Origin of the sequence: Crenalkalicoccus roseus (genome assembly GCF_004761865.1) — a bacterium.
GTDB classification, from domain to species: Bacteria; Pseudomonadota; Alphaproteobacteria; order Acetobacterales; family Acetobacteraceae; genus Crenalkalicoccus; species Crenalkalicoccus roseus.
In genome coordinates, this window is record NZ_SJDM01000054.1 from 1 (window position 1) to 19,993 (window position 19,993).

17 protein-coding genes are annotated in these 19,993 nt (G+C 74.1%); 6 read left to right on the plus strand and 11 right to left on the minus strand.

The window, feature by feature from the left end:
• Window positions 1-189 precede the first annotated feature (189 nt).
• Window positions 190-870, plus strand: coding sequence for a YggS family pyridoxal phosphate-dependent enzyme (locus ET526_RS19015; RefSeq protein WP_135470235.1), 681 nt, complete (start codon window positions 190-192; stop codon window positions 868-870).
• Between the two features lie 48 nt (window positions 871-918).
• On the opposite strand, the gene ET526_RS19020 is transcribed toward ET526_RS19015, so the two are convergent.
• The 8 genes from ET526_RS19020 to recO form a co-directional block, all read right to left on the minus strand.
• Window positions 919-2,139, minus strand: coding sequence for an ABC transporter substrate-binding protein (locus tag ET526_RS19020; RefSeq protein ID WP_135470238.1), 1,221 nt, complete (start codon window positions 2,137-2,139; stop codon window positions 919-921).
• 26 nt (window positions 2,140-2,165) lie between these two features.
• Complete coding sequence (locus tag ET526_RS19025; protein ID WP_135470240.1) at window positions 2,166-3,185, minus strand: branched-chain amino acid ABC transporter permease; 1,020 nt, start codon at window positions 3,183-3,185, stop codon at window positions 2,166-2,168.
• A 4-nt stretch (window positions 3,186-3,189) separates the two neighbouring features.
• The gene (locus tag ET526_RS19030) at window positions 3,190-4,062 is read right to left on the minus strand and encodes a branched-chain amino acid ABC transporter permease (protein WP_135470242.1); all 873 of its coding nucleotides are present in this window, start codon (window positions 4,060-4,062) and stop codon (window positions 3,190-3,192) included.
• Window positions 4,063-4,068: 6 nt separating this feature from the next.
• Window positions 4,069-4,779: an ABC transporter ATP-binding protein gene (locus ET526_RS19035; RefSeq protein WP_135470244.1), complete on the minus strand. Its 711-nt coding sequence runs from the start codon at window positions 4,777-4,779 to the stop codon at window positions 4,069-4,071.
• The gene (locus ET526_RS19040; protein ID WP_135470246.1) at window positions 4,763-5,542 is read right to left on the minus strand and encodes an ABC transporter ATP-binding protein; all 780 of its coding nucleotides are present in this window, start codon (window positions 5,540-5,542) and stop codon (window positions 4,763-4,765) included. Before ET526_RS19040 ends, ET526_RS19035 begins: the two co-directional genes overlap by 17 nt.
• Window positions 5,543-5,738: 196 nt before the next feature.
• Window positions 5,739-6,725, minus strand: coding sequence for a Bug family tripartite tricarboxylate transporter substrate binding protein (locus ET526_RS19045; RefSeq protein WP_135470249.1), 987 nt, complete (start codon window positions 6,723-6,725; stop codon window positions 5,739-5,741).
• Window positions 6,726-6,821: 96 nt separating this feature from the next.
• Complete coding sequence (gene parC, locus ET526_RS19050) at window positions 6,822-9,053, minus strand: DNA topoisomerase IV subunit A (RefSeq protein ID WP_135470251.1); 2,232 nt, start codon at window positions 9,051-9,053, stop codon at window positions 6,822-6,824.
• A 36-nt stretch (window positions 9,054-9,089) separates the two neighbouring features.
• Window positions 9,090-9,878 carry a DNA repair protein RecO gene (gene recO, locus ET526_RS19055; protein ID WP_135470253.1) on the minus strand — a complete coding sequence of 263 codons (789 nt, stop codon included), beginning with the start codon at window positions 9,876-9,878 and terminating at the stop codon, window positions 9,090-9,092.
• A 150-nt stretch (window positions 9,879-10,028) separates the two neighbouring features.
• On the opposite strand from recO, the gene ET526_RS19060 reads away from it, so the two are divergent.
• The 3 genes from ET526_RS19060 to ET526_RS19070 all read left to right on the plus strand — a co-directional run bounded on the left by ET526_RS19060 (window position 10,029) and on the right by ET526_RS19070 (window position 13,589).
• Window positions 10,029-10,988, plus strand: a complete 960-nt coding sequence (locus ET526_RS19060; RefSeq protein ID WP_135470255.1) for an NAD(P)/FAD-dependent oxidoreductase — start codon at window positions 10,029-10,031, stop codon at window positions 10,986-10,988.
• Between the two features lie 116 nt (window positions 10,989-11,104).
• Window positions 11,105-12,430, plus strand: a complete 1,326-nt coding sequence (locus ET526_RS19065; protein WP_204623715.1) for an NAD(P)/FAD-dependent oxidoreductase — start codon at window positions 11,105-11,107, stop codon at window positions 12,428-12,430.
• A gap of 190 nt (window positions 12,431-12,620) precedes the next feature.
• A complete protein-coding gene (locus ET526_RS19070) occupies window positions 12,621-13,589 on the plus strand; it encodes an MYG1 family protein (protein WP_135470257.1) in 969 nt (322 codons plus the stop codon).
• A gap of 64 nt (window positions 13,590-13,653) precedes the next feature.
• Here ET526_RS19070 and ET526_RS19075 read toward each other — a convergent pair whose 3' ends face one another.
• The 3 genes from ET526_RS19075 to ET526_RS19085 all read right to left on the minus strand — a co-directional run bounded on the left by ET526_RS19075 (window position 13,654) and on the right by ET526_RS19085 (window position 18,173).
• A complete protein-coding gene (locus ET526_RS19075) occupies window positions 13,654-15,153 on the minus strand; it encodes an ATP-binding protein (RefSeq protein WP_135470260.1) in 1,500 nt (499 codons plus the stop codon).
• A 159-nt stretch (window positions 15,154-15,312) separates the two neighbouring features.
• Window positions 15,313-17,724 (minus strand): endopeptidase La, encoded by a 2,412-nt coding sequence (gene lon / locus ET526_RS19080; RefSeq protein WP_135470262.1) that lies wholly within the window; start codon window positions 17,722-17,724, stop codon window positions 15,313-15,315.
• A 38-nt stretch (window positions 17,725-17,762) separates the two neighbouring features.
• A complete protein-coding gene (locus tag ET526_RS19085) occupies window positions 17,763-18,173 on the minus strand; it encodes an Hsp20/alpha crystallin family protein (RefSeq protein ID WP_135470264.1) in 411 nt (136 codons plus the stop codon).
• A 181-nt stretch (window positions 18,174-18,354) separates the two neighbouring features.
• Between ET526_RS19085 and ligD the strand changes: the two genes are divergently transcribed.
• Both ligD and ET526_RS19095 read left to right on the plus strand, forming a co-directional pair.
• Window positions 18,355-19,212 (plus strand): non-homologous end-joining DNA ligase, encoded by an 858-nt coding sequence (ligD, locus tag ET526_RS19090; protein WP_135470266.1) that lies wholly within the window; start codon window positions 18,355-18,357, stop codon window positions 19,210-19,212.
• Window positions 19,213-19,305: 93 nt separating this feature from the next.
• The gene (locus ET526_RS19095; protein WP_135470268.1) at window positions 19,306-19,815 is read left to right on the plus strand and encodes a ferritin-like domain-containing protein; all 510 of its coding nucleotides are present in this window, start codon (window positions 19,306-19,308) and stop codon (window positions 19,813-19,815) included.
• Window positions 19,816-19,993: the final 178 nt, after the last annotated feature.

Below are 19,993 nucleotides of genomic sequence, written 5' to 3' on the forward strand. Positions count from 1 at the left end.
GGCAGCCGCGCCGGGTCGCTGAACAGCCACAGGCGCGGCAGCGGCCGCCCCCGCCGGTCCCCCGCCGGCCGGAGGCGGCGCGCCGCCGCGGCGAGCCTGCCCTCAGCCCGCGCCGGCATGGCGCGACGCGCCGGCCGAATCGGCGCGCCCTGCGCGTGCCGGCCGGAAATGCGCTAGCCTCGGCATCCCATGAGCACCGCCCCCGCTTCCGTCATCGCCGCCAACCTCGCCCGGGCGAGGGAGAGAATCGCCGAGGCCTGCGCGCGCGCCAACCGGAAGGCGGAGAGCGTCACCCTGGTCGCCGTCTCCAAGACGCAGCCGGCCGCGGCGGTGGCGGCGGCACTCGCCGCCGGGCAGACGGTGTTCGGCGAGAACCGGGTGCAGGAGGCGGCGGCGAAGTTCCCCGCCCTCCGCGCCGACTGGCCGGCGCTCCGCCTGCACCTGATCGGCGCTTTGCAGACCAACAAGGCGCGCGACGCGGTGCGCCTCGCCGACGTGATCGAGAGCCTGGACCGCCCCCGCCTCGCCGCCGCCCTGGCCGAGGCGATGCGGAAGGAGGGGCGGCAGCCGGCGCTGCTCGTGCAGGTGAACACCGGCGACGAGCCGCAGAAGGCCGGCGTGCCACGCGCCGAGGCGGAGGCCTTCCTGCGCGCCTGCCGCGAGGAGCACGGCCTGCCGGTGCGGGGGCTGATGTGCATCCCCCCCCTGGCCGAGGATCCGCGCCCGCATTTCGAGTATCTGGCGGGGCTGGCGGCGCGGCACGGCCTGCCGGTGCTCTCCATGGGCATGAGCGCGGATTTCGAGGTCGCGATCGCCTGCGGCGCCACCCATGTGCGGCTCGGCACCGCGATCTTCGGCGCGCGCGGCTGAGACGGGCGGGAAGGCGGCGCATGGCCGCCCTCCCGCCCAAGGCGGGCCCTAGACGTTGGCCCCCTCGATCACGTTGCCGAAGCGCACCCAGGAGCGGCCGTCCCAGCGCTGGAGCTGCATCTGCCGGATCACGTTGTAGTTGTCCGGCTGGCTCTGCACCTTGATGCCGGGCAGCAGCACCGGGATGTCCATCGGCGCGATGCTCGTCGCCTGGCGCATCACGTTCTGGCGCGAGAAGTCGTTGCCGCACTGGCGCAGCACGTGGATCATCGTGGTGCCGACGCCGTAGGCGTAGGTGTAGTTGTTGTCGGTGAGGTCGGCATCCGGCAGGTAGCGCCGCATGAACTCCCGCCACTCGTTCATGCCCGGATCGTCGGCCCAGGCGGGATCGGACTGGTCCTTACGATAGTCCGAGGTGATCAGGCCGACGCCCCTCTCCGGCCCGGCGGGCTGCATCACCGCGCCGACCGAGATCGAGACGTTGGTCATGAAGAACATGGGCCGCCAGCCCATGTCGAAGACGCGGCGGATCGCCTGGGCGGCGAAGCGCGGCACCACGCCGCAGATCAGCACGTCCGCGCCGGTGGCCTGGAGCTGCACGATCTGGCTGTCGATCGTCGGGTCCGTGACCTCGTTGGTGGCGGTGCGCACCATGCTTGAGAAGCGCTGCCCCAGCACGTCCTGAACGCCGTGCAGGTAATCCTTGCCGAAATCGTCGTTCTGGTAGAGCAGCGCGATGCGGGCGTCGGGCTTCTGCTCCAGGATGTACTTGGCGTAGATCTGCGCCTCGACGCGGTAGCTCGGCTGCCAGCCGATGGTCCAGGGATACTCCTTCGGGTTCGCCCACTTGTCGGCGCCGGTGGCGAGGAACAGGTGCGGGATGCGCCGCTGGTTGACGTATCGGTGGATGGCGCTGTTGGTCGGCGTGCCGAGCTGGTTGAACAGGAAGGCGACGCGGTCCTGCTCCACCAGGCGCCTGGTCTGCTCCAGCGTGCGCGGCGGCTGGTAGCCGTCGTCGTAGACGATGAAGCGGATCCGCCGCCCGCCGACGCCGCCCTGCTCGTTCAGCCTCTGGAACATGGCCTCGAGGCAGCGCGAGATGACGGAATAGGAGGAGGCCGGGCCGCTCAGCGCGTTGGTGCTCCCGATGCGGATCTCGTTCGCCGTGACGCCGGGCGTCTCCTGCGCCGGAGCGATGTTGGGCATGGCGAGCCCGGCGGCGCCGATCGTGGCGCCGGCGAGCAGGGTGCGGCGGGTGGTGGTGGTCATGTGCGTCTGCCTCCCAGTCTGCGTCACTACCCCCGCGGCCCGAAGGCGCGCGCCCAGAGCCGGCGCAGCAGCCCCGCGAAGCCGTCGGGCATCACGAACAGGAACAGGATCAGGATGACGCCGTAGATCACGCCCGGCGCCGAGCGGGAGATCGCCTCGGCGATGTTCGGCACGAACACCACGAACAACCCCCCGAACAGGGAGCCGAGGATGGAGGCGATGCCGCCCGCCACCATGCCGACGAAGAGCGTGATCGAGACGAAGAAGGTGAAGCTGTCGGGCGCCACGTATTCCACCGCCACGGCGGAGAGCGAGCCGGCAACGCCGGTGATCGTGGCGCTGACCGCGAAGGCGCGGGTCTTGAGCGAGGCGATGTCCATGCCCATCGCCTCGGCGGCCGTCGGGTGGTCGCGCGTCGCCATCAGGGCCCGCCCGATGCGGCTGCGGATCAGGTTCCAGGCCAGCAGGTACATCAGCGCGGCGATGACCAGCACCACCACGTACATCCACCGGTCGGGGGAGAGCGGCAGCCAGGACGGCGGATCGGGCTTCAGCAGGAACAGGCCCTGTACCCCGCCGGTCCAGCCCTCCAGCGCCCTGTGCTTGAGGAGCTGCGGCACGGCGACGGCGAGCGCGAAGGTGGTCAGCGCCAGGTAGAGCCCGTGCAGCCTGAGCGCCGGAAAGCCGATGCAGAAGCCGATGGCGGCGCAGACCAGGGCGGCCACCGGCAGGGTGGCCCAGAACGACCAGTCGAAATGCGCCATCAGGATCGCGGTGGCGTAGGCGCCGACCGCGAAGAAGGCGCCGTGGCCGAGCGAGATCTGACCGCTGTAGCCGGTGACGATGTTCAGCCCCAGAACCGCCACCGCGTAGATGATCGCCATGGTGAGCTGGAACAGGGGGAAGCTGTCCAGCACCCAGATCGGCGCCAGCGCCGCCGCCGCGCCGAGCAGCACGATGGCCGCCCTCTGCCAGCCGGCGATGCTCCGCTGCGCCGGGGCCCTGACCATCGGAGCGGAGGCGGGGATCCCCTTGCTCGCGCTCATGCCGCTACACCCGGCTCAGCACGACGCGGCCGAACAGGCCGGAGGGGCGGATGACCAGCACGCCGATGATGATGATCAGCGCCACCGTCAGCTTCAGCTCCGTCCCCACCACATAGGCGCCGGCCAGATTCTCCAGCACTCCGACGGCGAAGCCGCCGAGCACCGCGCCCATCGGGTTGTCGATGCCCCCGAGCAGTGCCCCGGCGAAGGCGTAGAGCAAAATGCCAAGCATCATCGTCGGGTCGAGGAACACCACAGGAGCGATCATCATCCCCGCCACCGCGCCGATCGCCGCGGCGAGCCCCCAGCCGAGCGCCAGCATCCACCCGACGCGGATGCCGACCAGCCGTGCCGAGCGCGGGTTGTAGGCGGCAGCGCGCATGGCGAGGCCCAGCTTGGTGTGCCGGAAGAACAGGTAGACCAGCAGCAGCACCGCGAGCGTCACCGCAGTGGAGCCGAGCTGGTGCGCCGAGACGAGGCCGCCGAACAGCGGCTGGTCGCTCTCGAACGGTGTCGGGAACATCTTCGTGGTGTAGCCGAACACCCACCCGGTCAGGTTGCCGATGATCAGCAGCAGGCCGATGAACACGCCGACATGCGTCAGCACCGGCGCGTTCTGCACCGGGCGCATCAGCAGCCGTTCCACCGCCACGCCGATCAGGAAGGAGACGGCGATGGTGGCGAAGAAGGCCACCCAGTAGGGCATGCCCGCCTGGATGAAGGAGAGCGCGATGAAGGTGGAGAGGGTGGCCATCTCCCCCTGCGCGAAATTCACGTGGTGGGTCGCCTGGTAGATCATGACCAGGGCGAGGGCGAGGGAGGCGTAGATGCCGCCCGTGGCGATGCCGGCGATGATCTGGTGCGCGAGCGCTTCCATGGTGCCTCAGTATCCCAGGTAGGAGCGCCGGATCGCCTCGTCCCGGCGGATCTCCGCCGCCGGGCCGGAGATGACGATGCGCCCGGTCTCGAGCAGGTAGGCGTGGTCGGCGAGCTCCAGGGCGAGGTTGGCGTTCTGCTCGACCAGCAGGATGCCGACGCGCGATTCCTCTCGCACGCGGCGCATGATGCCGAAGATCTCCTCGACGATCAGCGGTGCGAGGCCGAAGGAGGGCTCGTCCATCAGCAGCAGGCGCGGACGCAGCAGCAGTGCGCGGGCAATGGCCAGCATCTGCTGCTCGCCGCCCGAGAGCGTGCCCGCCTGCTGGCGCCAGCGCTGCCTGAGGCGCGGGAACAGCGCCCACATGCGCTCGAAATCGGCCTGGACCTCCGCATCGCGGCGGATGTAGGCGCCGAGGCGGAAATTCTCCTCGACCGTCAGCTCCATGAAGGTGCCGCGGCCGTCCGGGACGTGGGCGATGCCGCGGCGGGCGATGTCCTCGGTGGCGCGGCCATCTATCCGCTCGCCCCGGAACAGCACCTCCCCGGTGGTGCGGACCATGCCGGAGATGGCGCGCAGCGTCGTCGTCTTGCCCGCGCCGTTGGCGCCGAGCAGTGCGGTGACGCCGCCCTCCTCCACCGTGAAGTCGAGGCCGTGCAGCACCTGCGTCGGGCCGTAGCCCGCGTGCAGGCCCCGCGCCTCAAGCAGCGCGGGCATGCTCGCCCCCGCCGAGATAGGCGCGGATCACCTCCGGATCGCTGCGCACCTCCTCGGGCGTGCCGTCGGCGATCTTCCGCCCGAAATCCAGCGCCACCACCTTGTCGGAGACGCGCATCACCAGGTTCATGTGGTGCTCGACCAGCAGGATGGAGAGGTCGAACTGCCGGCGGATGTCCACGAGCAGCCCGGCCAGCCCGTCCACCTCCTCGTGGTTCAGCCCGCCCGCCGGCTCGTCCAGCAGCAGCAGCTTCGGGCCGCCGATCAGGGCGCGCGCCATCTCCACCCGCTTCTGGGTGCCGAAGGGCAGCGCCGCCACCGGCGTCTCCGCCACCGCCTCGAGGTCGAGCAGCGCGAGCAGCCCTCGGGCGCGATCCTCCATCGCCGCCTCCTCCTGGCGCACCGCGGGCAGGCGCAGCGCGCTGGCGAGGAAGCCCGTGCGCCCGAGGGCATGCGCGCCGGCGAGCACGTTGTCGCGTACCGTCATGCTGCGGAACAGGGCCAGGTTCTGGAAGGTGCGGCCGATGCCGAGGCCGGCCATGCGGTGGCGCGGCAGGGCGGTGATCGGCCGCCCGGCGAAGCGGATCTCGCCCTCGTTCGGGCGGTAGATGCCGTTGATGCAGTTGAACAGCGTGGTCTTGCCGGCGCCGTTGGGGCCGATCAGGCCGCAGATCTGGCGCTCCTCCACGTCGAAGGAGACACCGGCCACCGCCGTGACGCCGCCGAAGCGGACGGCGACGTCGCGCACCTCGAGCAGGGCCATGCCGCCGCCTTACCGCGCGCCGCCGGATGGCCCTGCCGCGCGCCGGCGACGCGGGACGCGACGCTCTTCCCGTTCCATGGACCCTCCCTGCCCTTCCGGTGCCGCGAAGGCCCGGATCCTTTGCCGCTTCGTCGGCATTTGAGCCGGCAAGCCGGGATCGCCGTCAAGGGGCATTTCCGGGCGGGGCGGGGGCGCCTCAGGGCTGCAAGCGGATGCCCGTGCGCTCCACCACCGCGCGGTAGGTCTCGAGCTGGCGCTCCATGAAGGCGCGCGCATCCTCGAGGCTGTTCGGCCCCTGGTGCGGGTCGTGGCCGGCGATCAGCATCCGCTCGCGGATCCGCGGATCGGCGAGCGCGGCGACGAGGGCGCGGTTGAGCGCCTCGGCCACCGGCCGGGGCATGTCGGGAGGCCCGATCAGGAGGAAGAAGCCCCCGTCCTCGAAGCCTTCCACCCCGAGCTCCTTCAGCGTCGGGATGTCCGGGAACAGGGGGAAGCGACGCGTGCCGGCCATGGCGATGCCGCGCACCTTGCCCTCCCGCACCAGCGGCGTGGCGGAGGCGAGCGCCGCGACGCCGAAATGCGTCTCGCCGGTCAGGATGGACTGCAGCATCTGGCTGCCGCTGCGGTAGGGCACGTGGACGAAGCGGTTGCCGACCGCCTGGGCAAGCATCTCGGCGCGCAGGTGCAGCACGCCGCCGACGCCCGAGCTCGCGTAGTTCAGCGTCTCCGGGGGCGCGTTGCGGAGGTGGTTCAGCACCTCCTGCGGGGTCTCGCCAGGGAATTTCCCGGTCACCACCAGGATCGCGGGCGGCGTGCTGATGATGCCGAGATGGGTGAAGTCCCTCACCGGGTCGTAGCGCGTGCCGCCGATCAGCGCCGCCGGCGCGGCCGCGGCGGCGCCGGTCTCGGTGACCATGATGGTGTGCCCGTCGGGCGGCTGGCGCATCAGCCACTCCGTCGCCACCATGCCGGCGGCGCCGGGGCGGTTCTCCACCACGATGCGCGCAGCCGGGCCGAGCTCGGCGGCCATCCTGTCGGCAAGCAGCCGCGCCGCGATGTCGGTGCTGCCGCCCGGCGCGTAACCGGTGACGAGGGTGATCGGCCGCTCGGGGAAGGCCTGCGCCCCCGCCCCAAGGGGCGCGAGCGCAAGGGCAAGGGCAAGCGCAAGGTCGCGACGTCGCATGGGCGTTCCCTCTCCGCTGTCGTTTGGCGCCAGCAGAGCATCGGCGCACACGCCGCGGAAGGGGCGTTGCGGCGGCGGATCGCGCCGCCGCGCCGCTCACTCGAAGCGGTTGGAGCGCGGGAAGCCGTTCGGCGGCGGCTTGCCGGCACCGGCGCGGTTGCCGCGCCAGGGGGCGAGGTCGGTCTCCACGCGCATCCGGTCGCCGAGGCGCCAGGAGAGCCCCTCCTTGCGGAAGAACACCTTGGCGTCGGACAGCCCGCCCTCCCTGTAGGACTGGAGCTGCACGCCGCGGCCGCGCGCCATCTCCGGCACCTGGTCGAGCGGGAACAGCAGCAGCCTGCGGTTCTCGCCGATGACCGCCACGGTGTCGCCCTCGGCCGGGACGCAGAGCAGCGCCTCCCTGCCGGGCTCGGGCAGCAGCACCTGCTTGCCGGTGCGCCGCTCCGCCAGCAGCTCCTCGCCCTTCGCCACGAAGCCCCTGCCGTCGGTGGAGGCGAGGAGGAAGCGCTGCCCCTCGCGGTGGACATGCAGGGCGATGATCTCGTCCTCGTTGGTCAGGTCCACCATCAGCCGCACCGGCTGGCCGTCGCCGCGGCCGCGCGGAATGGCGTCGGCCTTCAGCGTGTAGGAGCGGCCGTTGGTGGCGAAGGCCACGATGCGGTCGGTGGTCTCGGCGTGCAGGAGGAAGCGCAGCGCGTCGCCCTCCTTGAAGCGGAGTTCGGCGTCCTCCGGCAGGTGGCCCTTCTGGGCGCGGATCCAGCCCTTCTCGGAGAGGATGACGGTGATCGGCTCGCGCTCGACGAAGGCCGCCTCGTCCACCAGCACGGCGGGCAGCACGCGCCCGGTCTCGGTGCGGCGCCTGCCGAGCGGCCCGTCGCCGAAGCGCGCGCGGATCGCCTCCAGCTCGCCGGCGATGGCCTCCCAGCGCCTGGCTTCGGACTTCATCAGCGCCTGCAGCGACTTCTGCTCGGCGCTGAGCTTCTTGTGCTCCTTGCGGATCTCCATCTCCTCGAGCCGGCGCAGGGCGCGCAGGCGCATGTCGAGGATGGCGTTGGCCTGGACCTCGGTGAGCGAGAAGGCGGCCATCAGCGCCTCCTTCGGCCTGTCCTCCTCGCGGACGATGCGGATCACCTCGTCGAGGTTGAGGTAGACGATCAGGTAGCCGTCGAGGATCTCGAGGCGCCGCGCGATGGCGGCGAGGCGGTGCTCCGTGCGCCGCACCAGCACCGCGTGGCGATGGTCGAGCCAGGCGCGCAGCACCTCGCGCAGCCCCATCACCCGCGGCGTGCGGTCGGCGTCCAGCACGTTCATGTTGAGGGAGAAGCGGCTCTCCAGCGCGGTGGCGCGGAACAGCGTCTCCATCAGCACGCCGGGATCCACGTTGCGCGACCTCGGCTCCAGCACCAGGCGGACGAGGTCGGTGCTCTCGTCGCGCACATCGGCGAGCAGCGGCAGCTTCTTCTCCTCCATAAGCTGGGCGATCTGCTCGACCAGCCTGGCCTTGGCGACCTGGTAGGGGATCTCCGTCACCACCACCACGTAGCTGCCGCCCCGGCCCTTCTCCACCTCCCACTTCGCGCGCACGCGGAAGCCGCCGCGGCCGGTCTCGTAGGCCTCGCGGATGCTCTCCGGCGGCTCGACCAGGACGCCGCCGGTGGGGAAGTCGGGGCCGGGCAGGTGCCTGAGCAGGTCGGCGGTGGTGGCCTCCGGGTTGCGGATCAGCTCCAGCGCCGCGGCGCAGACCTCGCCGGCGTTGTGCGGCGGGATGGAGGTGGCCATGCCGACCGCGATGCCGCTCGCGCCATTGGCCAGCAGGTTGGGGAAGGCGGCGGGCAGGACGACCGGCTCGCGCTCCTCGCCGTCGTAGGTGGCGCGGAAATCCACCGCGTCCTCCTCGATGCCGGAGAGGAGGGCCTGCGCCACCTCGGTCAGCCGCGCCTCGGTGTAGCGCATGGCCGCGGCGTTGTCGCCGTCGATGTTGCCGAAATTGCCCTGGCCCTCGACCAGCGGGTAGCGCGCGGCGAAGTCCTGGGCGAGCCGGACCAGCGCCTCATAGACCGCCGCGTCGCCATGCGGGTGGTACTTGCCGATCACGTCGCCGACCACGCGGGCGCATTTCTTGAACCCCGCCGCCGGGTCGAGCTTCAGCTGGTGCATCGCCCAGAGCAGGCGCCGGTGCACCGGCTTCAGCCCGTCCCGCACATCGGGCAGCGAGCGCGCCATGATGGTGGAGAGGGCGTAGGCCAGGTAGCGCTCGGACAGCGCGTCGGCGAGGCGGGTGTCCCGCACCTGCCCCCCTTCGGGCAGGCTCGGCAGATCGTCTGGCATTCCGGATTCGCGGTTCGTTCTCGTGGGCGGCCCCAATTACACCGCCCGCTCCGCCGGCGCCACAGCGGAACGCGCCGCCAGGGCCAGCGCCGCCACCCGGTCCTGCAGCAGGGCACGCGGCAGGGGCAGCGGCCGGTGGCGGTGGGCAAAGGCGTCGCGGGCGAGGAAATGCCCGGTCAGGCGCAGCCCGGCCAGCCACTCCGCCGGGCCGGGCGGGGGGTCGTTGGCTCCCGGCCGGTCCGGGCCGAGCAGGAAGGCGGGCAAGGGCAGCAGCCGGTCCCGCCAGGGCTCCCCGGCGGCAGCGGAGACGGCGCGGCCGGTGCGGGGGGAGACCCAGGCGAGGTCCTCCGCCGTCCCGGTCGCGGCACAGCGCGAGAGGTCGAGGCCGTAGCCGAGCTCGGCGAGCAGCCCGGCCTCCCAGCGGATGTAGTCCGCAAGCAGCGCCGGCGCGCCGGCGGGAAGCCGGAGGATGAGGGAAAGCAGGCCATGGAAGGCGCGCGGATGCGGCTCCCGCTCCGGCAGCGCTCCCTCCGCCACCGCGCAGGCGGAGGCGAGCAGCGCCAGCGCCAGCGGGTCCTCCATGGCGAGCGCCGCCGCCGGGTGCGCCAGCTCCCCGCTCAGGCTGCCGAGCTGGTCGGCGAGGCGCGCCACCCAGCGCGCCTCCACCAGGTTCCCCGCCTGCCACACCGCCGCCTGGGCGCGCGAGGCGCCGCCCTTGGCAAGGCCGGCGTGGCGGCCATGCGCCTCGGTCAGCAGAGCGACGATCGCCCCGCCTTCGCCATGCGGGCGGGCACTCAGCACGATGGCGGGGGCCTGCCATTCCATGGCTCAGAAATAGGACGGATCGCGGCAGGCCGGAATCGGCCGGAGGCGCGGATCTCCCCCGCGGGAACGGAGGGCGTCGGCCCTGGCCGTGCGCTGCGCCGCCGCATCCCGCGCGCCCCGGCCGCGTTGCGGGGCGGGAGGGAGGGTCGCATGCGGCAGCCGGAGCGGGACATCCTCGATTGCCTCGTCATCGGCGGCGGGCCGGCGGGGCTGACGGCGGCGCTCTACCTCGCCCGCTTCCGCCGCCGCTTCCTGGTGGTGGACGCCGGCGAGCCCCGCGCCGCCTGGATCCCGGCCAGCCACAACATCCCCTTCTTCGCCGAGGGCATTCCGGGCCCCGAGATCCTGGAGCGGGCGCGGGCGCATCTCGCCCGCTACGGCGCGCACCTCCTGCACGGGCGCGTCGCCGCGCTGCGCCGGGAGGCGGGCGGCTTCGCCGCCGAGGTCGAGGAGGGGGGCGCCACGAGGCGTCTGCGCGCCCGCCACGCCCTGCTCGCCACCGGGGCGGTGGATGTCGAGCCCGACCTGCCCGACCTGCCCGACCTGCCGGACGCGGTGCGCCGCGGCCTGGTGCGCTACTGCCCGATCTGCGACGGCTACGAATCGCGCGGGCGGCGCATCGCCGTGATCGGCCACGGCGCCCGCGGCGCCGGCGAGGCGAGCTTCATCGCCCGCACCTATTCCGACGACGTGACGCTGCTCACCCTCGGGCGGGGCATGGACGACCTCGACCCCGCGCTGCGGCGGCGCCTGGAGGCGGAGGGCGTGCGCATCGTCGAACAGCCGGTCGCGGCGCTGGAGGTGCAGGGCGGGCGCATCGCGGCGCTGCGCACCGGGGGCGGGGAGGAGCTGCGCTTCGACGTGCTCTACTCCGCCCTCGGCCTCACCTACCACACGGAGCTGGCCCGGGCGCTCGGGGCGGCGCACGACCCCTCCGGCGCGCTGCTGGTGGACGAGCACGCCCAGACCACGGTGAAGGGGCTCTACGCCGCCGGCGACGTGGTGCGCGCCATAGACCAGATCGTGGTCGGGATGGGGCACGCCGCCATCGCCGCGACGCACATCCACAACCGCTGCGGGCTGCCGACCCAGGAGGAGCCGGAGGCCTGAGGACGGGCGAGGTGGCCCCGGAAGGCCCGGCGCCACGCCATCCTGCGCCCGCTCGCCCGTTGGCACCCTGGGCCGGGCCCGCCCGGCCGCGTGGCAGGAGGAGATGGGGAACCGCCGTGTCGGGAAGGAGCGGAAGGGCGCGGCTGCGCGTGGTGATCGTCGGCGCCGGCTTCGGCGGGCTGGAGGCGGCGCGGGCCCTGGCGCGCGCGCCCTGCGAGGTGACGCTGGTGGACCGCACCAACCACCACCTGTTCCAGCCGCTGCTGTACCAGGTGGCCACCGCCGCGCTGGCGCCGAACGACATCGCCTGGCCGGTGCGCAGCATCTTCCGCGGCCGGCGCAACGTCACCGTGCTGATGGCCGAGGTCGCCGGCGTGGACACCGCGGCGCGGCGGGTGCGCACCGTGGAGGGGCCGGCCATTCCCTACGACGCGCTGGTGCTCGCCACCGGCGCCACCCACTCCTATTTCGGCCACGAGGAATGGGCCGAGGCGGCGCCCGGCCTCAAGACCATAGACGACGCCACCGACATCCGCCGCCGCCTGCTGCTCGCCTTCGAGCGCGCCGAGATCGCCGCGGACGAGGAGGCGCGGCGGCGCCTGCTCACCTTCGCGGTGATCGGCGGCGGCCCGACCGGGGTCGAGCTCGCCGGCGCCATGGCGGAGCTGGCCCGGCACGCGCTGGCCGAGGAGTTCCGCCATGTGGACCCTCGCCGCGCGCGGGTGGTGCTGATCGAGGCCGGGCCGCGCCTGCTGCCCACCTTCCCCGAGGAGCTGTCCGAGGAGGCGCGGCGCTCCCTGGAGCGGAAGGGGGTGCAGGTGCTGACCGGCACGCGCGTGACCGGCTGCGACCCCGCCGGCGTGCGGTGCGGCGAGGAGCGGATCCCCGCCAGCACCGTGGTCTGGGCCGCCGGCGTCACCGCCTCCCCGGCCGGGGACTGGATCGGGGCGGAACGCGACCGGGCGGGGCGCATCCTGGTCGGCCCCGACCTCTCGGTGCCCGGCCACCCGGAAATCTTCGCCATCGGCGACCTCGCCGCGGTGCGGGACGCCGAAGGGCGCCCGGTGCCGGGCAACGCGCCGGCGGCGAAGCAGATGGGCCGCCATGTCGGCCGCCTGCTCGCCGCGCGCGCCGCCGGACGCCCGGCGCCGCCGCCCTTCGCCTACCGCCACCAGGGAGACCTCGCCACCATCGGCCGCCGCTCCGCCGTGGTCGCCATCGGCCGTTTCCGGCTGCGCGGGCTGCTCGGCTGGTGGTTCTGGGGCATCGCCCATATCTGGTATCTGATCGGCTTCCGCTCGCGGGTCATCGTCTCCTTCGAGTGGCTGTGGAGCTACCTCACCCTGCAGCGCGGCGCGCGGCTGATCACCGGCGCGCCGCCCTCCGTCCCGGCGGCGGCCGGGCGCCGCGAGGCGCGGACGGCCGACCGCGCGCGGGCGTGAGGGTGCCCCGGTTGCGCGGCCGTGTCGCGCATGCGACGAAGGCCCCGCGCCGCCGCGCCTCTGGGCGGCACCGGCCACGGCCCGGAGCGGGCGGCCGGAACGAGGGGGAGGAAGCGCCGGCCGGCAGGGTGGGCGCCTCCGGGCGCCAACATGCAGGCCTGGCGGCGGACGCCGGCCGATGGAGATCAGGATGGCTTCGCCGCGGCGGCCGCTGCTGCTCGTCACCCACAGCGGGACCTTCCACCTCGATGACGTCTTCGCCTATGCCGTGCTGCGCCTGGCGCTCGGCCTGCGGGCAGCCGGGCGCGACCATGCGCTGGTGCGCACCCGCGACGAGGCGGTGATCGCCCGCGCCGACATCGTCTGGGATGTCGGCGCCGTCCACGACCCCGCCGCCGGCCGCTTCGACCACCACCAGCGCGGCGCCCCGGTACGCGAGGACGGCACGCCCTTCAGCGCCGCCGGCCTGGTCTGGCGGGCGCATGGCGAGGCCGCCGCCGCCGCCCTGCTCCGGCCGGAGGGGGAGGCGGAGCACGCCGCCGCGGTGGCGGCGGCGCTGGAGCGCGAGGTGGTGCGCCGCATCGACGAGCTGGACAACGGCGTCGGCCGCCCCGGCGGGGCGCTCGGCCTCTCGGCGCTGATCGAGGATTTCAACCCGCCCTGGGACTCGCCCGCGGTCGGCGACGCGGCGGCCGAGGACGCCGCCTTCCTGCGCGCGGCGGATCTGGTCGAGGCGGTGCTGCGCCGGCGCGCCGCCCAGCTCCGCGCCCGCCTCGCCGCCGAGGCGGCGGTGCTGGCGGCGCATGCCCGCTCGGCCGATCCCCGCGTGCTGGAGCTCGAGCGCAAGATGCCCTGGGAGGGGCCGGTGCTCGCGCACGGCCTGCCGGTGCTCTACGCGGTCTATCCGGTGCCGAACGGCAACTGGATGGTGGATGCCATGCCGCCCGAGCCCGGCGCCTTCGCCCAGCGCCTGCCGCTGCCCGAGGCCTGGGCGGGGCTGCGCGACGCCGAGCTGGCGGCGGCGAGCGGCGTGCCGGACGCCGTGTTCGTGCACACCCGCCGCTTCGTCGGCGCCGCCCGCTCGCGGGAAGGGGCGCTGGAGATGGCGCGCCGTGCGATCGCCCTCGGCGCGCGGGAGGAGGTGCCGCTGGTCGGCTAGAGCGGATCGCGTCCGGCCGGCATCGGCCGCCCGCGGCCGGTTCCGGGGCGATGGGACAGGCCCCTCAGGCCGCGGCGTCCCCGTCCGTCTCCGCGCCGGGGTCGCCCGGCGCCGTCTCCCAGCCGAGGCCGGCGATGTGGACGATGCGCCGCCCGGTGAGGTCGGGGCGGCAGAGGATCGCGCCGCGCTCCTCCATCCAGGCCAGCACGCGCCGCGCCCGGCCCAGCGAGCGGCTGCCATAGGCACGCGCGATGGCGGCGTCTGAGGGGCAGGGCGCGCCCTCCAGCGCCGCGCGGGCGAGCAGCAGGAACACCCCCTGGAGGTCCTCGGGCAGCAGCGGCGCGCGGGCGAGCGCCGCCTGCCATTCCGGGCGCCCCTCCAGCTCGGCGCCGACCCCCGCGCGCCCCACGGCGAGCAGGCGGCGGAAGGCGGGCAGGTCGGGCGGGCGGCCGCCGATGCCCTCGATCCGGCAGCGCACCAGGAAGTCCTGGTAGAGCACCGCGACCGGCCGGTAGGCGGCCTCGGGCTCCGCCAGCACCGCCCGCACCACCGCGCCGATCCGGGCCTCGCGCTCGGCCAGCGCCTCCGGCTCGGTCGGGGCGGCCTCGGCGCGGTCGTGCAGCGGGGCGGGGCGCGCCTGGGCGAGCTGCGCCAGCAGGTCGGGCGCGGGCGGCGGGGGCGGGCGGCGCGGCGCGGCGCGCGGAGCGGGCTCGGGCGGCTGCAGGATCAGCGCCCGCACCTCCTCGGGCGGCGCCTCGGGCAGCGGCGTCAGCTTCGGCGCGGCGCCGCGCGAGGCGGTCTCGGCCGCGCCGATCCTGACCGCGACCGGGCGGCGCGACAGCGCCGGGCCGAGGGCGACGAACTGCCCGCGCTCGAGGTCGCGGAACATCTCCGCCTGGCGCCGCTCCAGCCCCAGGAGGTCGGCGGCGCGGGCCATGTCGATGTCGAGGAAGGTGCGGCCCATCAGGAAGTTCGAGGCCTCGGCCGCGACGTTCTTGGCGAGCTTGGCCAGACGCTGCGTGGCGATGACGCCGGCGAGGCCGCGCTTGCGCCCGCGGCACATCAGGTCGGTCATGGCGCCGAGCGAGGCCCGGCGCGCCTCGTCCGCCACCTCGCCCGCCGCCATCGGGGCGAAGAGCTGCGCCTCGTCCACCACCCCCAGCATGGGCGTCCAGGCATCGCGCTCCGCCGCGAACAGCCCGTCCAGGAAGGCGGCGGCGCGGCGCATCTGCCCCTCGGTGTCCAGCCCCTCGAGGTTCAGCACGACCGAGACGCGGTGCCGCCGCACCCGCTCCGCCGCCACCTGCAGCCCGGCCTCGGAATGCGCCGCGGCGTCGATCACGAGATGGCCGTAGCGTTCGGCGAGGGTGACGAAGTCGCCTTCCGGGTCGATCACCGCCTGCTGCACCCAGGCGGCGCTCTGCTCCATCAGCCGGCGCAGCAGGTGCGACTTGCCCGAGCCGGAATTGCCCTGCACCAGCAGCCGCGTCGCCAGCAGCTCCTCGAGGTCGAGGGTGGCCGGCGCGCCCGCCGCGGTGCGCCCCAGCTCGATGCTGACCGTCATCCCTTCCCCTTGCGGTGGCCACGGACTCGAGGGGCCCGCCCCGTAGGGGGTAAGCCCGGGCGCGACCCTGTCAACGCCCGGCCGGCGCGGCCTGCCGGAGCCGCTCCCGCCCGGCCATGCCTCCGACGGCGGCTCCGGCCCCTTGCCCGTGGGGCGGGGTCACGCGTCCGGCCGGTCCCGGCCGTCCGCGCTCCGTTCCAGCGCCGCGGCGATGGCGTCCTCGGCGCGCTCCAGCCAGACGAATTCCAGCCGGCTGCGCGCATCCTCGGGGATCTCCTCGAGGTCCTTGCGGTTGCGCGCCGGCAGCAGCACCTGCCTGAGCCCGGCGCGCGCGGCCGCGACCGCCTTCTCCTTGATGCCGCCCACCGGCAGCACCAGGCCGCGCAGGCTGATCTCCCCGGTCATGCCCGTGTCGCTCCGCACCGTCCGTCCGGTCAGCAGGGAGACGAGGGCGGTGAACATCGCCACCCCCGCGCTCGGCCCGTCCTTCGGCACCGCGCCGGCCGGGACGTGGATGTGGATGTCCGACTTCTCGAACAGGGCGGGGTCTATGCCGAGCGCCTCGGCGCGGTTCTTGACCAGGCTCAGCGCCGCCTGCGCGCTCTCCCGCATCACGTCGCCGAGCTGGCCGGTGAGGATGAGCTTGCCGCCGCCCGGGGTGCGCGTCGCCTCGATGAACAGGATGTCGCCGCCGACCGGCGTCCAGGCGAGGCCGGTGGCGACGCCGGGCACCGAGGTGCGCATCGCCACCTCGTTCTCGAAGCGCGGCGGGCCGAGGATGGCGGCGAGGTCGGCGGCGTCGATCCGCACCCGCTCGGCGCTGCCCTCGGCGATGCGCACCGCGGCGTGGCGCAGCGCGCGGCCGATCTCGCGCTCGAGGCCGCGCACCCCGGCCTCGCGCGTGTAGGACCGGATGATGGCGCGCAGCGCCTCCTCGGTGATCTCCGCCTGCTCCGGCGCGAGGCCGTTGGCCTCGAGCTGGCGGCGCACCAGGTAGCGCCGCGCGATCTCGAGCTTCTCCGCCTCGGTGTAGCCGCTGAGCTCGATGATCTCCATGCGGTCGCGCAGCGGACCCGGGATGGTGTCGAGCATGTTGGCGGTGGCGATGAACACCACGCGCGAGAGGTCGAAGGGCACGCCGAGGTAGTTGTCGCGGAAGCTGTTGTTCTGCTCCGGGTCCAGCACCTCGAGCATCGCCGCCGAGGGGTCGCCCTGGATGCCGCGCCCCATCTTGTCGATCTCGTCCAGCATCATCACGCAGTCGCGCGCGCCGGCCTTGCGGATGGCCTGGATGATGGTGCCCGGCAGGGCGCCGATGTAGGTGCGCCGGTGGCCGCGGATCTCCGCCTCGTCATGCACGCCGCCCAGGGAGACGCGGGCGAATTTCCGCCCCATGGCGCGGGCGATGGACTGGCCGAGCGAGGTCTTGCCCACGCCGGGCGGGCCGACGAAGCAGAGGATCGGCGCCTTGCCCTGCGGAGCGAGCTTGCGCACCGCGAGGTATTCCACGATGCGGCGCTTGATCTTCTCCAGCCCGAAATGGTCCTCGTCGAGGATGCGCCGCGCCTCGGCGATGTCGATCGGCTTCTCCTCCGGCAGGGTCCAGGGCAGCTCGATCAGCCAGTCGAGGTAGGTGCGGATCATGCCGTGCTCGGGCGAGGCCTCGGGCATCCGCTCGAGCCGGCGCAGCTCCTTGCGCGCCGCCTGCTCCACCTCGGGCGGCATGCCGGCCTTCCCGATCGCCTCTGTCAGCTCCCTGATCTCGGCGGCCTTGCCGTCCTCCTCGCCGAGCTGGCGCTGGATCGCCGCCATCTGCTCGCGCAGCAGCACCTCGCGCTGGCGCTGGTCGAGGCTGGCGCGGGTCTGGCGGCCGATCTCGGCGGTCAGGCGCAGCACCTCGATGCGCTGCGCCAGGGCGCGCGCCACGCGGTCGAGGCGCTCGGTGAGGTCGAGCGTCTCCAGGATCTCCTGCTTCTCCGCCGGCGGCAGGTCGAGATAGGCGGCGACGAGGTCGGCGAGCGGCCCCGCCTGGTCCATCGCCTGCACCGCGCCGACCAGCCCCTCGGGCACCTGCGGCAGGAGCTGCAGCGCCTCCAGCGCCTGGCCCTTCAGGTGCAGCAGCCGCGCCTCGATCTCCGGCGTGCGCCCCTCCGGCTCCTCGATGCGCAGCACGCCGGCGGCGAGGAAGGGGTGGCCCTCGATCCAGTCCAGCACGCGGAAGCGCTGCACGCCCTGGCAGACGAGCTGGTGCGTGCCGTCCGGCGCGGTGATCCAGCGCAGGATGTTCGCCACCGTGCCGGTGCGGTGGAGATCGTCCCGCGCCGGCTCCGTCGCCTCCGGGCTGCGCTGCATCAGCACGCCGATCTGCTGGCCGGCGCGCATCGCGTGCTGCACCGCCGCGACCGAGGCCGGGCGTCCGACCACGAGGGGCATCACCGCGCCCGGGAACAGCACGGTCTCGCGCACCGGCAGGATGGGCAGGGCGTCCGGCGGCAGGCGCGCCCCGCCGCCATTGCCGGGCGCCGGCCCGAGATCGGCGGCCAGGAAGCGGGGATCGCGGCGGTTCGGCATCGGCATGCTCCGGGATCGGGGTGTCCGGCCGGGACGGCTCAGGCGGCCTTGTCGAGCCTGACCAGCAGGCAGCCGTTCACGAGGGCGTGGCGCACCGCCGCGCTGTAGCGGCCGGGGGGCAGCGGGATGCGGCGCTCGAACCGCCCCTGCGGCAGTTCCAGGCGGTGGATCGCCGCCGCCTCCAGCTCCCGCGGCAGCACGCGCACCCCGGCGACGCGCAGCGCCCCGTCCTCGATGGCGGCCTCCACGCCCTCCGGCTCCACGCCGGGCAGGGCGACGAGGATCAGCACCTCATGCTCCGTCTCCAGCACGTCCACGGGGGGCTGCCAGACCGGCAGGCGGGAGGCGGCGCGGCGCGGCTCGAAGAACTGGCGCTGCAGGCGCTCGGCGCGGGCGAGGCTCTCGCACGCCTCCACCCACATCCACACCACCCCCTCCTCTCGTGCCATCGCATACCTCGCTGCCGTGCCGGCGGACAGGACATGGGGAGCGCGCGGGCCGGGGCGGCGCCCGCCCCCGCGGCGCCCGGGGCCAGAATGCGCCGCGGGCGCGCCCGTTCCTACCCCGCCCTTGCCCGCGGCGGAACCGGCGGCGGCGAACCCGCGGGCCGCCTGGGGCGTTCGCGCAACGATGCCGCGCCCCGCCGCGCCGCCCGCCCCGCCCCTCCTCACCCATCCCGACCGCCTGCTCTGGCCGGAGGAAGGGATCAGCAAGCGCATGCTCGCGGACTACTTCGCCGCGGTGGCGCCGCGCCTGCTGCGCCACGTCGCGGGGCGGCCGCTGTCGCTGCTCCGCGCGCCCAGGGGCATCGGGGGGGCGCGCTTCTTCCAGCGCCATCCTGGTCCCGGCCTTCCGCCGGCGCTGCGGCGGGTGGCGCTGCCCGGCGCGGAACGCCCCTTCCTCGCGGTGGAGGACGCCGGAGGGCTCGCCGCCCTGGCGCAGATCGCCGCCATCGAGCTCCACCCCTGGGGCGCGCGGGCCGAGGATCCGGAGCGCCCGGACCGCCTGGTGCTCGACCTCGATCCCGCCGAGGATCTTCCCTTCGCGCGGGTGGTGGAGGCGGCGCTCGCGCTGCGCGAGCGCCTGCGGCGGCACGGCCTTGCGCCCTTCTGCAAGAGCACCGGCGGCAAGGGGCTGCACCTCGTCGTGCCGCTGCTGCCGCGCGCCTTCTGGCCGGAGGTGGCGGCCTTCGCCCGCGCCGTGTGCGAGGCGATGGCCGCCGAGGCGCCGGAGCGTTTCACCACCAGCCCGCGCCGGCGCGACCGCGCGGGGCGGATCCTGCTCGACCACCTGCGCAACGAGCGCGGCGCCTCGGCCATCGCCCCCTGGTCGCCGCGGGCGCGGGCGGGCGCGCCGGTCGCCATGCCGCTCGCCTGGGAGGAGGTGGGGCCGGATCTCGACCCGCGCGGCGTCACCCTCGCCACCGCGCCCGCGCGGCGCGACCCCTGGGACGGGTTCGAGGCGGCGGCGCGCCCGCTGCCGGGCTGACGCGAGGCGCCCCCGGCGCCGCTCCTTGCCCTCGGGGAAGGAACCCGGCGCGGCCACGGCGTGTTCGCCTGCCACCTTTTGCGGAGACACGCCATGGCCACCTCGTTCAAGGACATCTACGTCACCGGGCTGACCAACGCCCACGCCCTGGAGACCCAGGCGATCCAGCTCCTGCAGCGCCAAGTCGAGCGGCTGGAGAACTATCCGGCCATGGCCGAGAGGATCCGCCAGCACATCGAGGAGTCGCGGCGCCAGGCGTCCCGGCTCGAGGAGATCCTGCAGCGGCTCGGCACCAGCCATTCCACGCTCAAGGACATCGGCGCCGGCTTCCTGGGCAACATGGCGGCGCTGGCGCACACGCCGGCGCAGGACGAGGTGGTGAAGAACACCTTCGCCAACTTTGCCTTCGAGCACTACGAGATCGCCACCTATCGGGCGCTGCTGGAGATGGCGCAGGCCGCCGGCGACGGCAGCGCGCCGACAGCGCTGAAGGAGAGCCTGAACGAGGAGATCCGCATGGCGGAGTGGATAGACCAGCATCTGCCGGAGACGATCCGCACCTACATGCAGCTCACCGCCTCCGGCCAGAAGGCCGGCGTCTGACGCGCGCCGGCGCCTGGTCCGCGGGCTTGCGCGAGCCGGCCCCTGCGGACCGGGCGCCAGAGCATTTCTCGTTCGCCCTAGGGTCTGTGCCTATCTGTACCTGATTGGCTTGGGGCCGGCGTGGCGATTTCCCCTGCCAAACGGCGGGGGATGGCCGGTGTCGCGCCTGTTCTGGCTG

What these genes read in the sequence shown, in the direction of transcription:
- ET526_RS19015 (WP_135470235.1), top strand. Translation starts at nt 190, where the DNA reads ATGAGCACCGCCCCCGCTTCCGTCATCGCCGCCAACCTCGCCCGGGCG.
- ET526_RS19020 (WP_135470238.1), bottom strand. Translation starts at nt 2,139, where the DNA reads ATGACCACCACCACCCGCCGCACCCTGCTCGCCGGCGCCACGATCGGC.
- ET526_RS19025 (WP_135470240.1), bottom strand. Translation starts at nt 3,185, where the DNA reads ATGAGCGCGAGCAAGGGGATCCCCGCCTCCGCTCCGATGGTCAGGGCC.
- ET526_RS19030 (WP_135470242.1), bottom strand. Translation starts at nt 4,062, where the DNA reads ATGGAAGCGCTCGCGCACCAGATCATCGCCGGCATCGCCACGGGCGGC.
- ET526_RS19035 (WP_135470244.1), bottom strand. Translation starts at nt 4,779, where the DNA reads ATGCCCGCGCTGCTTGAGGCGCGGGGCCTGCACGCGGGCTACGGCCCG.
- ET526_RS19040 (WP_135470246.1), bottom strand. Translation starts at nt 5,542, where the DNA reads ATGGCCCTGCTCGAGGTGCGCGACGTCGCCGTCCGCTTCGGCGGCGTC.
- ET526_RS19045 (WP_135470249.1), bottom strand. Translation starts at nt 6,725, where the DNA reads ATGCGACGTCGCGACCTTGCGCTTGCCCTTGCCCTTGCGCTCGCGCCC.
- parC (WP_135470251.1), bottom strand. Translation starts at nt 9,053, where the DNA reads ATGCCAGACGATCTGCCGAGCCTGCCCGAAGGGGGGCAGGTGCGGGAC.
- recO (WP_135470253.1), bottom strand. Translation starts at nt 9,878, where the DNA reads ATGGAATGGCAGGCCCCCGCCATCGTGCTGAGTGCCCGCCCGCATGGC.
- ET526_RS19060 (WP_135470255.1), top strand. Translation starts at nt 10,029, where the DNA reads ATGCGGCAGCCGGAGCGGGACATCCTCGATTGCCTCGTCATCGGCGGC.
- ET526_RS19070 (WP_135470257.1), top strand. Translation starts at nt 12,621, where the DNA reads ATGGCTTCGCCGCGGCGGCCGCTGCTGCTCGTCACCCACAGCGGGACC.
- ET526_RS19075 (WP_135470260.1), bottom strand. Translation starts at nt 15,153, where the DNA reads ATGACGGTCAGCATCGAGCTGGGGCGCACCGCGGCGGGCGCGCCGGCC.
- lon (WP_135470262.1), bottom strand. Translation starts at nt 17,724, where the DNA reads ATGCCGAACCGCCGCGATCCCCGCTTCCTGGCCGCCGATCTCGGGCCG.
- ET526_RS19085 (WP_135470264.1), bottom strand. Translation starts at nt 18,173, where the DNA reads ATGGCACGAGAGGAGGGGGTGGTGTGGATGTGGGTGGAGGCGTGCGAG.
- ligD (WP_135470266.1), top strand. Translation starts at nt 18,355, where the DNA reads ATGCCGCGCCCCGCCGCGCCGCCCGCCCCGCCCCTCCTCACCCATCCC.
- ET526_RS19095 (WP_135470268.1), top strand. Translation starts at nt 19,306, where the DNA reads ATGGCCACCTCGTTCAAGGACATCTACGTCACCGGGCTGACCAACGCC.